Annotated in this window: 13 protein-coding genes; 8 read left to right on the forward strand and 5 right to left on the reverse strand. The window is 52.4% G+C overall.

Features of this window, described 5'->3' with window-relative positions; all coding sequences use genetic code 11:
• Nucleotides 1–15: 15 nt before the first annotated feature.
• The 5 genes from E3E51_RS00135 to E3E51_RS00155 form a co-directional block, all read right to left on the reverse strand.
• Nucleotides 16–630 (reverse strand): HVO_0476 family zinc finger protein, encoded by a 615-nt coding sequence (locus E3E51_RS00135; protein WP_167911625.1) that lies wholly within the window; start codon nucleotides 628–630, stop codon nucleotides 16–18.
• A gap of 45 nt (nucleotides 631–675) precedes the next feature.
• Complete coding sequence (locus tag E3E51_RS00140; RefSeq protein ID WP_167911149.1) at nucleotides 676–1626, reverse strand: MarR family transcriptional regulator; 951 nt, start codon at nucleotides 1624–1626, stop codon at nucleotides 676–678.
• A complete protein-coding gene (locus tag E3E51_RS00145; protein ID WP_167911150.1) occupies nucleotides 1578–3470 on the reverse strand; it encodes a phosphoadenosine phosphosulfate reductase family protein in 1893 nt (630 codons plus the stop codon). The genes E3E51_RS00140 and E3E51_RS00145 overlap by 49 nt, the downstream gene beginning before the upstream one ends.
• A gap of 221 nt (nucleotides 3471–3691) precedes the next feature.
• Nucleotides 3692–4846, reverse strand: a complete 1155-nt coding sequence (locus tag E3E51_RS00150) for a hypothetical protein (protein WP_167911151.1) — start codon at nucleotides 4844–4846, stop codon at nucleotides 3692–3694.
• Nucleotide 4847: 1 nt separating this feature from the next.
• Nucleotides 4848–6953 carry a hypothetical protein gene (locus E3E51_RS00155; RefSeq protein WP_167911152.1) on the reverse strand — a complete coding sequence of 702 codons (2106 nt, stop codon included), beginning with the start codon at nucleotides 6951–6953 and terminating at the stop codon, nucleotides 4848–4850.
• 476 nt (nucleotides 6954–7429) lie between these two features.
• Here E3E51_RS00155 and E3E51_RS00160 point away from each other — a divergent pair, with 476 nt between their 5' ends.
• The 8 genes from E3E51_RS00160 to E3E51_RS00195 all read left to right on the forward strand — a co-directional run bounded on the left by E3E51_RS00160 (nucleotide 7430) and on the right by E3E51_RS00195 (nucleotide 13824).
• Nucleotides 7430–7945, forward strand: coding sequence for a hypothetical protein (locus tag E3E51_RS00160; protein WP_167911626.1), 516 nt, complete (start codon nucleotides 7430–7432; stop codon nucleotides 7943–7945).
• A gap of 1 nt (nucleotide 7946) precedes the next feature.
• Nucleotides 7947–9794, forward strand: coding sequence for a hypothetical protein (locus E3E51_RS00165; RefSeq protein ID WP_167911153.1), 1848 nt, complete (start codon nucleotides 7947–7949; stop codon nucleotides 9792–9794).
• A gap of 10 nt (nucleotides 9795–9804) precedes the next feature.
• Nucleotides 9805–10245 (forward strand): DUF86 domain-containing protein, encoded by a 441-nt coding sequence (locus tag E3E51_RS00170; RefSeq protein ID WP_167911154.1) that lies wholly within the window; start codon nucleotides 9805–9807, stop codon nucleotides 10243–10245.
• Nucleotides 10211–10600: a nucleotidyltransferase domain-containing protein gene (locus E3E51_RS00175; RefSeq protein WP_167911155.1), complete on the forward strand. Its 390-nt coding sequence runs from the start codon at nucleotides 10211–10213 to the stop codon at nucleotides 10598–10600. The genes E3E51_RS00170 and E3E51_RS00175 overlap by 35 nt, the downstream gene beginning before the upstream one ends.
• 42 nt (nucleotides 10601–10642) lie before the next feature.
• Complete coding sequence (locus E3E51_RS00180; RefSeq protein ID WP_167911156.1) at nucleotides 10643–11239, forward strand: chromosome assembly protein; 597 nt, start codon at nucleotides 10643–10645, stop codon at nucleotides 11237–11239.
• Nucleotides 11236–11850 (forward strand): hypothetical protein, encoded by a 615-nt coding sequence (locus E3E51_RS00185; RefSeq protein ID WP_167911157.1) that lies wholly within the window; start codon nucleotides 11236–11238, stop codon nucleotides 11848–11850. Before E3E51_RS00180 ends, E3E51_RS00185 begins: the two co-directional genes overlap by 4 nt.
• A 70-nt stretch (nucleotides 11851–11920) precedes the next feature.
• The gene (locus E3E51_RS00190) at nucleotides 11921–12181 is read left to right on the forward strand and encodes a hypothetical protein (protein WP_167911158.1); all 261 of its coding nucleotides are present in this window, start codon (nucleotides 11921–11923) and stop codon (nucleotides 12179–12181) included.
• A 2-nt stretch (nucleotides 12182–12183) separates the two neighbouring features.
• Nucleotides 12184–13824: a serine/threonine-protein kinase gene (locus E3E51_RS00195; protein ID WP_167911159.1), complete on the forward strand. Its 1641-nt coding sequence runs from the start codon at nucleotides 12184–12186 to the stop codon at nucleotides 13822–13824.
• Nucleotides 13825–13862: the final 38 nt, after the last annotated feature.

Here is a 13862-nt window from a genome sequence, read left to right on the forward strand (position 1 = left end):
TCACGACCGGGTCTTTCACGATGATTCCCTGCCGTAGCCCCGGTATATCTCAAGGCTCCTCCTCGCCCTCGCGCGGGGGATGCTGTGACCCATGAGGGCGACTATCTTATCGGCCTTTGCCTTTCCGTGGTGGAGCATCTTGGTCTCGGTCTTTATCTTCTCGACCCGGAAGGCGTAGCCGCCGACCTCCAGAACCTCGCCGACGACGAACTCCTCGTTTCTCGGCACCTTCACTTTGAAGGCCTGGGTTACGCCCTTCGGCAGATATATGGATACCTTGATGACCTTCGGATAGGTTAGGCTCTCACCCCAGAGGGTTCTTATCTCGCCTATCTCTGCCTTCTCCACGCGCCTGTCGCCCTCAAGCTCTATGCCAGTTATCCTGACCTCATCGTCTTCGGTCTCGACTATGTCACCCACCCGTATTTCCTCGCCCTCCGGCAGTTCGACGGAGGTTCTGAAACTCCTCTCGTGCTTGCTCACAATGAGCGGAACCTTGATGAGCTTTGGAAGGGTTATCATCCACACGTTGCCGCACTCGTTGCAGCGGAGGGTGAGCTCCCTTCCCCTCTCCTTGATGACCTCAACGTCATCGCTACCACACTCTGGACAGATGAAGTACTCCTCCATGTCTCTCACCAGTGGGAAGAAGAGGGGAGGCGTTTATAAAGATACTCACTCCTTCAGAAAAACCCGGTAGGTTCTCCCTTCCTTGGTGCGGGTTATCAGCCCCTTCTCCTCCATCTCGCGGAGGATTATGCTGACCTTGGCCTTCGAAACACCGAGTTTTTGGGCGAGTTCACTCTGAAGAACCGGACCCTCCCTCAGCAGGGCGAGTATCCTCTCCTCGTCGCTCCTCAGGTGCGTGAGCTCCTCCTCGCGCTTCCTCTCCCGGTAGAGTATGTAGCCGTAAACAGAACCGCCGCCGATGAGGAGACCGGCTAGGAAGATGCCGACGTAAAGCCACGGGGAGGGAGGTTTTGGAACGGTTATCTCGCCGGAGAAGCCAACGATGAAGTAAAATTCGTCCCCTGGCCGGACGTTGCTGCGCTTCCATTCCAGGAGAAGCCGGTCGGTTGAACTCTCGACCCTGTCCGGGGAGGGGATTATCGGCGAGAGTATCGCGTAGCCTCTCGGGACGAGCAGCTGCATGTGGAAGACGCCGACGGGCTGGCTGAATTTGATGTAGTACGTGAACTGCTCGTTTCCACCGTTCTCGCTTATCATGCCCCTCGTCGTGAAAGTTAGCCCTATCCGGGCACTCTGCCCCTCCCTGAGGGTGGGAAAGGTCATGTAAACGGCGTTGGTCCCGCCAAGAACTTCCCTCACGGTTACGTTTATCTTCTCCACCCTATTCCCAAGGTCGAGCACGGCGCTCGCGTTTTCAACTGGATAAGCGGTGTAGATGACGTACTGACTGAGGTTCGTGTACGGCGTCAGGTCTATCTCAACGGTCTCGCGGATGCTGTTCTGGTCTATCACCTCAAAATAGACCCCGTAGGCGTTTATCTCGTAGTCGTACTCCCCCGCACTTACCAGCGGGAGGAAAATGAGGGACAGAATCAGGAATAACCCAATTAGAGCTGGCTTCCTTCCTCGGGGTTTTTGATTTTCAGCAGCGGGCATACTTCCATACACTCCCTGCAGTGGGTGCAGAGCTCACCGTTCACGACGATTTTCTTGCTCCTCTCGTCTATGCTGAGCGCCCCCTCGGGGCACTTGCCGACGCAGACACCGCATCCAACGCACTCGTAGGCCCTCTTGACGAGATAGTATGCCTCCATGGCCTCGCTGAACTCGTCCGTGTAGGCACCGTCCGGTCTAAATGTAATATCGCCCGCCCTTATGTAGTTTTCGCCTTCCTCAACCTCCCCGAGTATTGGAGCGACTTCCCTAATCCTCCTCAGGTTCACAACGGTGTTGAAGCGGGTCACGAAGCCGGTCTCGGTTTCCTCTAGCGTATACCTCACCGGCTCCCAGGAACGCTCCTCCGGAACTTCGACGCCGAGCTCCCTCGCTATCGCCTTCTCTCCTTTACTCAGCTTCTTCCAGCGCCAGAAGCCGTAGGTTATCCACTCGTCGGGCATGTTGAAGCGTTTTTGCCAGCGCTTGAGCTCGTTCTCCCACCTGGCCCACAGCTCGGGCCGCTCCTCCGTCAGGGTGTGAATCTCCGCCAGGGATGCGCTCGGGCAGAGGAAACAGCCTATCCTGTCGAGCCTCTCCTCGTAAAGCGGGTTGTACTTGAGGTTCCTGCTGAAGATGTAGAGCCAGACCTCAAGGGCGCGCCAGTGGAATATTGGCGATGCCCCCCTCTCGTTCGGCACCCAGGGGTTCTTCCAGACCCTCGGCTGTTTAAACCTCTTTATGCTCTCGTACTTCCTCTGGCCGACGAACATGAGAACTCCTTCGGGGTAGTTCTCCTTTATCGCCATCGTTATGGGGCCGAGCTTCGCAACCTTGCAGCACCAGCGGTAGTCGCGGCCCGGCGGGGAGAAGACGTGGAGGGCGCGCCAGAATGCGTCGCCGGCGTCGGCGACGATGAACCTAATGCCCTTCGGCTCGAACTCCTTCCTCAGCTCCTCGACGTATTCGAGGGTTTCCGGGAACTCTATGCCGGTGTTGTTGAAGAAGACGGTGAAGCCCTCGTCGCCGAACTCTTCCAGAGCCAGTCCGAGGACGGCCAGGCTGTCCTTTCCACCCGAGAACGCGACCGCCATCGGAAGGTCCGAGTAGCGGGTGGCGATTTTCCTCATGAAGCGCCTCGCTTCCACCACCTTCCTCTCAAGCTCGATGGAGTTGGCCCTCAGCACGTCCTCCAGTGCTGCCTTCCTTCCCTCGCGGTAGTTGATGGACTTCTGCCGCCTGACCTTGACTCCAGTCCCGCGCTCCCTGCTGGCAAGTCCCTCGTAGTCTTTCTTTGCTATGCCCGTCGCGATGACCTCTCCACGTTCGGAAACAAGGATTACGTCGTCGTTTCTTCTTATGCTCGGCTCGGCCTCGATTATGCCAACCGGCAGGAGGTTGGAGCCGTTGAGGATGGGCTCTATGGCGCCTTCATCGACGATTATCCACTTCTTCAGGGACTTACCGAAGCGCCTCCACAGGGCAATTGCTCCCTCGACCTTCAGGCCGGGCTTCCACTTCAGCCCCAGCGGGTCGAAGCGCATCCAGCCGAAGACGTAGCCGTCGAGGATTATCTCATAGACGTCGTCCTCTCCAGGGGTTTTGTTGAGGAGCACCACTTTTCCTTCGAACAGCTCGCCGGTGTCAACGCCGTAGTGCTCCTTGAACACCGAGCGTATGAACTCGATGTCCTTCTCGAAGGCAAACCTCAAATCGCCCGGGGGAGTGATGTTGAGGCGGAAAACGTCCTCCTTTCCGTGAACAGCACAGCTATCGCCGATAAGCGGAACGTTGCACTTCTCGCACCAGTTTATGTAAGCCTTGCCAAGGAAGACCGGCCTTCCCATTTTCTCTCACCTGAGGCGAGAAGGGAGCGGGGGTTTATAAAGGCGATTGGTCTGAAGTCTTGCGGAATGATGATCGCCAAGTAAGATGGCAGAGGTACATAACCAGCTGGCTGGACATCCGGAACCGATAGAAGTGCCGATACAACAGTGCATGAACAGTTTACACTGTCTTAACTCATCGGCCCGCCATTTCCCAGCAGTTTAAAGAAAAATCAAAGAAATCATATCTTAAGCATTTTATTATACGCCGCCTCTAAAAGCGAGATCAGAGCCCCCTTCACATCTTCACTGGGGGAGTTCACTCCCTCCCTCACCCTGTTTCGGATAATACGCAGGAGTTCCTCAAGTTCTTCTGGAACACTGCCGTTCTTAGATGCAGCTTCCCGTATAGAAGCCAGACTGGAATACGCCATTTTCAGGTTTCCCTCCGTGATGTTTTTCCGGGCCTTTTGGAAGAGTTCAACGAGGTTTACAGCTAGATGCCTGTCCACCTCAGAGGTACTAACGGAGACAACGTTGTTATCCCCAACAGTTATCATTACTGGGGCTGTTGGGTTGGTCACAGTAATACTTGGCCGGGACATAGAAAGTGTCTGGGTAACTTCAGAGACCATCCTCCTAAGGGCATCCTGGATGGGCTTAATTTTGAGCTCCATTTCCAATTCCCCGATGTCTATGTTATGCATTTCAAGATACGTCCTAATATCGATGATGGAATCTAAGTTTTCCTTCAGGTACTTAAGAGAGCCCCTCGGATTGTACTGTGCAGGTATTAAAACCGAGAGCAGGTTTAGAGAGCCATCGACCATTATTGCTTTTGGGGAACTGACTTGGTATTCCCCGAGAAATACCTCTCCCTCAGCATCAACACCCCTGCGCCCTCCGTACAATGCATAGTCCATTATATGAATGTTTTGCCCAAGAAATGCCCCAGAATACCCAAATATGTCAAAGACCTCCACTCCGTCCTTCACTTCTATCGAGCCGCTCACTGAGGCGGCGTATCCGCCGATTTTTGATTGCATTCCAATTGCCACATGACCCTTGGCAATCACATTCCCCAGGATTCTGACCCCCTCTCCGATTTCAACTTCCTTACCAACAACGTTGCCAAAGATTGTGGATTCATCCCCGATTACAATCCTCCCGTTGCTCTGAACATTTCCAACCACCACTACATTTTTGCCTAGGAGTACCCTGTCCCTGCCAAACAGAGAAGAAGTTATTATCCTCTCTTCATTGGTAGCATCTCCCACCTCCACGCTCACGGCAAGAACAAAGTCCAAAATCACCGCAGGCCTCTCAATTCTGATGTTCTCATTTAGCTGTCCCACCTTTGGAAAAATAGCTTCTCTTATAACCCCTCTCAGCAACATTTCAACCACCCAGCATCTTCTTTATTCTTACAGCCTCTTTTTCAGTTAGGAGTCCCATCTCCACAAGCTTGCCCAGATTTTTCAGCCCTTCAGCTATGATCCTGTTGGGGTTATCCTTCTCAGCCTCCCTAAGGATGTCAGGTCTGAGCGATTTTATGAGGCCCTCCAGTGCCGTTTTTATGGAAGGGTGCGGGATCAACAATTCCCCTCTCCGGGATTCGTTGACAACCGCGGCAGGGATGAGTCGTTCTTCACCTCGTTCGGAGACTATAACCCACACAGGGATGTATACCATCGTGGGCCTCTCCACCGAGAATCCTAACCTCAGGGCTCTAGCGGCCATAATAAACTGCCTGTGCCCCTTCCGCAGGGCATCAAGCGCTCCAAGAAGATTAGAGTGTGTCTTTTGGAGTGCCTCAAGGCGGTACTCAATCGGCGCTTTTTGATAATTAGCCTCGGACTCGATAATGGAATCATAAAATGCATCAACGATTTCCAGATGTTCATCTCTGACATGGATAAATCTGTCCAAGTCTTCACGAACCATCCGTATTAATTCTGCGTAGTGCTCCTGAATTTCCCTGATTCTCTTTTCACCCCTAAGCTTCAACTCTTTGAGTTTCATTTCCATTTCCTTCTTGAGTTCTTCTATCTCCATTTCAAGTTCTTCCACCTTCTCGACGGTGACTTCGTGCTCCGCTTTTATTCTCCTACTGCGCTCATAGAGCCTTGTGGCCCTGTTACGCAGCTTATCTGCCTCCTTTCTAGCCTTATTTGCCCGGCTCAAGTAGCTCCTCCTTTCCGAAGCTGTCTCTGCCAATTCAGCGCGGGACTCGTATTCGTAAGCCTCAGATTCATATTGCTCAGCTTGCTCGATTAGGCTTTGAATCTGATCATTAATTGCCGCCAACTCTCTCTGCTGTGTTTTTACCTTATTGTTTAACCTCCTGAGACGTTCCCTCTTTCGCCCTATCCTTTCTTTGTATTTCTCCCTCGTAGCCTCCATGCGCTGTCTAGTTTCTTCTTTGGCGTATCTAACTTCCCGTTTCATATTAATGACATACTCCGAAACTCTACTCCGTATTTTTTCCTCGGCATGGTCTATATGCCTCTGGAAGATCGCTATCAAAGACGTCGTTGGATATTTGGAATGCAGCCTTACATGATACTTATGCTGAACATATGCGTATCCATAATTTTCAAGCTCCTCCTTGGTGGGCTTTGCATAAATGTTAACACCTCCAAAAAGGCTCCTCTTCAGAAGCTTTCGTATCTCTGAAAAATACCTCGTTACTCTATCCAACATCGCCGTCAAACCGTTCACAAACACATTAACTCTAACATTCACATTTTTCTCAATATCCTCAAGAACTTCGAGCTCTATCTCGGCCCGTTCACCAAGTTCTTCCAACCTTTTAACCGTGAAGATGCTCTTCTCAATCTCCTTTTCACTAAAAGCCAGGCTCCGCGTAGGCTGTTTGTCAATAGACGATACCTCAAGAACAGTAGCGAGAACCGGCTCTACCCAATCCCTGTCAAAAGCCACCACATTAAATCCAATTTCAGATTTCGGGGTTAATAAATCCGCAATATTACTAACTTCTTCCCGGAGTGTGATCTCCGCCTTCAAGGAGTCATGAGTAGCCGGGAGTTCTTCGGAGATTTTCAATGAGGTCGTAACATCGGCTTCATAAAACGTCATGTGTTTCACAACAACTCCCGGAACGTTCCGCTCCGAAAAATATGCCGGGACTAGAGCCAGACTCCCGCCGTTGTATGGTACCAAAAGAGTCGGAATATGAACCTTCGACAGGAGTTTTATTGGATGCGGTTTTATCATCAATTGGGCCAGTACTGCGGTTCCTACCCCCAACCCCAACAAGCCCGCACCCAACAGAGGATTGGCCGTCTGCCAGAATGCGACAGCACCCATTCCCGCAATAGATGCCCCGACCAGCGTTACGAGTTTCCTCTTCTTCAAAGACCCCTCAAAGGACATCCTGTACGCTTCAACTGTTAAAAGGGCCTTTTCTTCATCTTCTCCTACCGGCGTATCCCCTATAAGAACACCTGATCTTGGAACTAAATGGTATACTTCCCAGTCCATAGCAGATCCCCCAGCACAAAATCCAAAATCACAAAAACTATGAACCAGATAAATTTTAAATTTTGTCATCAACACAACGAACATATCACTCGACAAAGTTACTTCATCCCCCTAATGTTTGCTTTTCTCACATCTGTCCCGACAGAGGGGCTTCTCAAGGTCCGCCCCGAGAGGTCGGCTCCCTCAATTCTTTCCCCCAACTGCTCGCGGAGGTACAAAAAGCAGGCCATTATTTCTTTGGGAGCGCGATAATGACGAAACTTTTCAACTGCCGAAAGCCATTTATCCCCTAACGCCCCAACGTCCAGAAAATGCAGTGCCTTGCAGGATTTCAGCACCTTCGCCGGACACGGTAAAACCTCATTATGGACGATCCAGCTAAATCAAGCCAAAGATATTTTCAGAGACATGGAGTATTCTCCAAGTTGGAGAAAACTTTAAATAAGATGAATGACTAATTCAAGGCAGTGGTGCATATGGGTTACATAGTCTTCGTCACGTACGATAACGATGCCGAGAGAAAGCGCATAGACTATCTTCTTGACAAATGGTCCTCACGAGCAACTGTAAAAAAGCCCCGAGGGGCGGTGTTCTACATTGAAACCGACGAACCGCAGGAGTTTCTGGAGGAGCTGTTCTCGCGGCTCGAAGGCAACGCCGGAGAAAAGGTTGAAGTGTACAGCGCGAGGAGAGTTGAGAACAGAATCAAAGCAAAGCGGAGGACCCTTGAATACACAATCAGCGAAGAGAGAAAGGTCGTTGAGAGGTTCATCGACTACCTGCTATCCAAAATGAACGCCGGCTATTCCCACTCGGAAAACGAAGCGAAGGTTTACAGCGTGTACACCCGAAAGGGGAGGGCCACCATAAGGGCCACCATCGACGGAGACGGGAGAACGAAGGTTGCCCTGGAGATTGAAGGCTACGGCGATGCCGTTGATTTTCTCGCCGAAAGAATAGACGAGGAGCTTAAGCTCTTCGCGGGTGATTGAGATGGGGATATTTGAGGAAGGACGAACAGACTGTGTTAAAGAGCTTTTGAAGCCCGCCGAACGCGTCTTAAAGGAAGGCCTCGACATCGGTGTGGAAAGCTTTTCCAGAAGGGAAAGACTCTGGCTCCAGATTGAGGAAAACTACGACCGCTACCTCGACGGCGAGTGCGGGGAATTCCTGCGGGACCTTGACATGCACTTCAGGGGCAAGTTCGAGGGGGCCCTGGCAATACTCGCCTGGAGCTTCAGGCAGAACGGTGAGACCTACCTGCCCGCAAGCAGGAGATACAGAGACCGGGAGCTGGAGGCCCTCGAAAGGGTTCTCCGCTACAACGTCTTCGAGATATACTCAAAGGAGGACGTGATGAAGAGGATAATGCACCGGGACAGCAACATGCTCGGTCTTCTCAGGGAGTACTATCACGGCGTGGACAGGTGGATTGACGATGCCCTCAACGACCCCTCGATAAAGCTCCCGCTCAGACAGTTCCTCAAGACAAAGTGGGATTCCTACAGGGGCAAGGTGAACGCGGCCATAGCCGAGGCGACGGTGCGCTTTGACTGGTTCAGGGACTTCCTCACGATGGCGGGGGAGGAGACGCAGGCCGTTGAGAGGACGTACCAGAGGAGACTGGAAGCCAAGGAGAGGGAAATGGACGAGCTGAGGAAACGGATGGAAGAAATGCGCGGTAACTTCGAGAGGGAAAAGGAGGAACTCAGGAGAAGGATTGAGGCCGCAAAGGAAGCCGAGATCGAAAAGCTCATCCGGGAAAAAGAGGAGATGCGGAGACAGTTCGAGGAGGAGAGGCAGAGGCTCATCGACGAGATAAGCAGAATGAAGGACGAAGAGGCAAGGAGAATGCTTGAGGAAGAACTCGACAGGATGCATAGGGAGATGATGGCCGGTATCGAAGCCATGGAGGCCGAGATACGGAGAAAAGAACTCGAACTCAGAGAGAGGGAAATGGAACTCAGAAAGAGGGAGCTTGAACTCAAAGAGAAAGAGGAGGGGGTCTCAAGGAAGATAAAGGAAGTGATGAGCCTCGCGGGTAAGGTTGAAAAGGGCTCACGCTTCGTCAGGCTCGACGAGGCCAGGATGCTTGAGATGAACTTCGTCGGAAGGATGAAGAGCAAGTTCAGGGGTGAGGTGCGGATTCTGGGGAAAACCTTCAGGGTGGAGTCCGTTGAGGAGAAGGCAACCTTCGACAAGGGTCGTTACGCAGGAAAGCTGAGCGAAAGGGACCTCAAGAACGTTCCGGACAACAGACGGGTCGATGTAAAGCTCAGGGAGAAGAAGCTCCTCGGAAAGAAGGAGGAGATAACGGTCAAAGCGCTGTTCTACGGGCGGCCCGAGCGCTACGCCGAGGTTGGCTTCGACACCGATCCGCTTGAGCTGGCCGACATCAACGCGCTCCTGGTTGACGCCCGCGACGAGATCACGAACGGCCGCATCGTTCTCCTCGTCGCCTCCCCAACGGGCTTTGAAAGGAGGATAGCCAGCTACGTCAATTCGAACGACTTCCACAGAAACTTCATATCCGAGAACGTCTCCCTGGTTTTGCTCGACATTGAGAGCGGCGAGCTGATATACAACCCCCACGACGAGTACGCCAAAGCCTTCGAGCCCATGCTCCGTCTTGAGAGGGACGAAGAGCTTCTGGCCAAGGTCAAGAACTTCCTTGAGGAGAGGATAACAACGAGGGGCTACGTGAGGCTTGAGGAGGCACTTGAGCACTTCACGGAGGAGACGGTAAAGCGGGCATTCCACGAACTCTCAAGGGAGAAGGGCTACATAACCAAATTCATCGATGGTGTGGGGTACGTCCTCGTTAAGGAAAGGTTCCTCTGAGGTGAGTGGGGTGGAAATTGATGAGGAACTAATCGAGAGAAGAATCACAGAGATAAAGAGCTCGCTACTGGAGCTCGCTCAGATAATTAAAACGGGGAAAGAAGAGTTCCTATCCAACAGCCTGCTGAGAAATGCTGCTAAATACCTGCTGATAACTGCCATAGAGGGGGCCTTTTCGGTGTGCAACCACATATCGGTCAGAAAGGGCAGGGTGCCAAAGAGCTACGTGGATTGCTTTCTGACACTTGCCGAGCTTGGAGTCGTGGAGAAAGAACTCGCCGAAAGGCTCGCCAAGATGGCCAAGTTCAGAAATATACTCGTCCATCGTTACTGGAGGATAGATGATGAGTTAGTCTTTGAGATAATGAGGGAAGACGCGAAAGATCTTGAGGAGTTCGTAAGAGCGGTGAGGGAATATGTTGAACGTCAACGAAGTCAAAGAGAAACTTAAGAGGGCACTTGAAAAGCACCCGGAGGTAGTCTTTGCCTACCTCCACGGCAGTGTCCTTGAAACAGAGCATCCGAGGGATGTTGATGTCGCTCTTTACGTGGTGGGGGTTGAGGATCCACTCAAATACGAGCTTTCAATAGCGGTCGAGCTCGAAAGATGTCTTGGAAAAGAAACCGACGTCAGAATCCTGAACGATGCTCCCCCTTCATTCAGATATAGAGTAGTCAGCAAGGGAGAGGTAATCCTGAGCAGAGATGAAGAGAAGAGGCTAAGCTTCGTGGAGAGGACCGTCGAGGAATACCTCGACTTTGAACCTCTGGAAAGAACCGCAAGGAGGGAGCTCCTTGCGATGTGAACCTTTCGTTTTTCATCTTTAACTCTCATGGAGGTGCGGATGATGGGAATTAGGGATATGTTTGGAAGGAAGAACACGATTGAAAAGCTCTCGCTCAGAGAGCTCCAGGGGGAGGAGATAAGGCTGAAGAACAGGCTTGAGCGCCTTAAAAGGGACCTAAACAGGATTGAAAAGAAGAAAAAACAGCTCTTCCAGGAGGGAATCGGGGCTGACAAACTCAAGAAGAAGATGCTCGCCCAGGAGATTAAGAGCCTCGACATGGAGCAGAAGCTCAAGCTCAAGGACTTCACAACCGCCCAGCGGCAGTACACCCTCGTCAAGAACCTCATCATCGTCAAGAAGTATGAGAAGGAGCTTAGGAAGGTCGGTCTCTGGCAGAAGCTCAGCAACGTCGAACCGGAGCAGCTTGAGCAGGCGCTCATAAAGATAAACCTCGACGGCAAGGAGTTCGACGAGATGGTGGAGGGACTCAACAGGGTGTTCGAGATGGAGATAGCGGAGTTCGAGGAGAGCGAGGACGAGACCGAGAGGGAACTCATGAAGGCCTGGAGTCAGGTCGAGGCAGGAGAAGCCGACGTCGAGGAGGTGGCCGAGAGGGTCGTCTCGCTCGACAAGGAGCTTGAGGAGGAGGAGCCATGAGCTTTTTGTCCCGGTTTTTTGGCAAGAAGAACCCCCTAGACATCCCCCTGAACAAGCTCAATGAGAGCAGGATAAAGCTGGAGTATCAGATTCAAAAGATTGAAAACGAGATAGTTGGCATCGACAGGGAAATCGCCCTCCTGTTTGAGAGGGCGAAGCACGCGAGGAGCAAGAGCGAGGAACTGACGATAGCGACGAAGATAAAGACGCTAAACCAGCGCAAGAAGAACCTTCAGAAAACCCACGCCCAGCTGAACAAACAGCTTATGCTCATAAGCAACCTCGCGATAATCAAGGAGAACGAGGCCCTTCTGAAGGACACCCCAACCTGGAACCTGCTCAGGAACATGTCCCCGGAGGAGCTTGAAAAGCACCTTGTTGAGATGCAACTCGATGCGCAGAACTTCAACGAGAGCCTGAACAAGATGCTGGGCATGACGGATCAGACCATCGGGGCCGGCGTCGAGTTCGAGGAGGACGAGGAGCTGGCCGAGATAATGAGAACCATCCACGCGGTAAAGGAGGGCGAGCTTGAGCCGGAGCTGGCGGCGGAGAAGGTGACGGGCGAGGAGAAGACAAAGAAGAAGGAAAAGTGGCTGGAGGAGTTTTGATTTTTACGTTTTTGATTAAATCAGAGTCCTTTAATCGAGTCAGTGGGAAGCGGATGGATGGTGAGAAGATATGAAAAAAGATGCCCACAAAGGAGCCCCCCTGATTGCCGCGTTCCTCATAATGATGGTTATTGCACTCCCCGCTCATGTTCTGGCAACGAATTGGACGGTCTATAAAAATAGTCCCAAACACACGGGGGTTGCAAGTGACGCCCTCGAACCGCCATTGGTGCTTCTGTGGAAACTCGCGATGGAGGAAGGAGTCACTCTCGGAGAGGAGGCCGTGATAAAGGCAAACATAATAGTACACCAGATAACGATGGGGAGGTAAAGATGCCAAAGAGAAAACGCAGTCTGGAGGAGGATTTCATCCGCCGCCTTTTCGTTTCCTTTTTCCTGATATACATACTGAAGGATTTGGGCGTTGTCCTTGCCATTTTCATATTCCTGCCTGTGATCATCGGGTGGGTAAAGCGTCTTGAGGCGCAGGCGGCGTCGAGACCGACCGCTCAACCCAGGCCCAGCGTACGGGATGCGCTCAGAAGGGGCCTACTCGTTGAAATTCCCCCGGAACTCCACCCCAACACTGAGAGCAGGATTAGGGTCGGCTTCAGGAACGTCTCCGGGAGGACAATGAGGGTTGAAATAGGTCTTGAGAACCTCGCCAGATACGGCGAAGTATCTCCCTCCAGGATAAGGTTCACCGTTCGGAACGGGGACATTGAGTACGAATCCATCCGCTTCATTCCCAGGAAAAGCGGGAGGATACGAACCGATGTGAAGGTCAAATCGGGGATATTCCTGGTAAGGGTCCCCATTGAGCTCAACGTTAGAGAGCCCCCCGGGGATGGGATTGAGGTTGCGGTCTCAGATGAACCAAAAGACGAAAGGAGGAAGGAGTACTCCATCCCCAATGTTAAGGCCCTCTTTTCCCGCTACAGGGACGTGGAGCCGGTGGGGGAGGGAGGCTTTGCCCGGGTTTACAGGGCACGGAGAATGGACGGAAAAGTCGTTGCCCTCAAAGTGCCGTACCACCTAACCGAACAGGCCGGCAGGGCATTCCTGCGTGAGGTAACAGTGTGGAGCGGGCTGAGGCACAGGAACATCGTTGAACTCTACGACGCCAACATAGTCCCCGTCCCCTACATAGAAATGGAGTACTGTGAGGGCTCGCTGGCAAAGCTGGATAAACCTCTCCACTGGGGAAGGGTGGCTGAGCTCGCCTTTGAAATCTGCGAGGGCCTGAAGTACGCCCATTCCAGGGGGATAATTCACCGCGACTTGAAGCCGAGCAACATCCTTCTGAAGGCGGGGATTCCAAAGATAAGCGACTGGGGATTAAGCAAGGTTGTAACCGAAAGCCGTTCAACTACAACAAGTTTCACACCCCTCTATGCCGCGCCGGAACAGATAAGCCGCTCTAGGTTTGGCCCCACCGATGAAAGAACCGATGTGTGGCAGCTCGGTGTTCTGATGTACGAACTCGTTACGGGGAAGGTTCCCTTCGATGGAGAGGACTTCGTCGAGATTGCGGGGAAAATCACGATGGAAGACCCAGACCCGCCGAGCAGGCTCAATCCCGATGCCAAACCGTTAGACCCAATAATCACCAAATGTCTCGCCAAGAGAAAGGAAGAGCGCTACTGGAGTGTTAAGGAGCTCCAGAAAGACCTAGGAGAACTCCTCGGTGGGAAGTACAGGAGGGAACTCAGAAAAAGCGTTGATCTCTCCCGCTCGACCTACTACGCGGGTCAGCTGCTCCTTCTCCACATGAAGCTCGGTAATACCGGAGAGGCCCTAAAGTACGCCCTCGATCTGAAGAGGTACGCGAGCGGGGAGGCGGGGAAAGGGCTTGAGAAGCTCATCGAGGAGCTTGAGATTAGGTTAAACGAGGGACTGCCCATACCGGGTGAACTCGTGGAAAGGGCCGAGATACTGGTCCACGAGATCGCTCTCGGCCCTGGAAAGACGTAGTCTTAGGAACGTTTTATTTTTTCAAAGTTCAATGGTAA

It is taken from the genome of Thermococcus sp. 21S7 (assembly GCF_012027615.1).
Classification (GTDB): domain Archaea; phylum Methanobacteriota_B; class Thermococci; order Thermococcales; family Thermococcaceae; genus Thermococcus.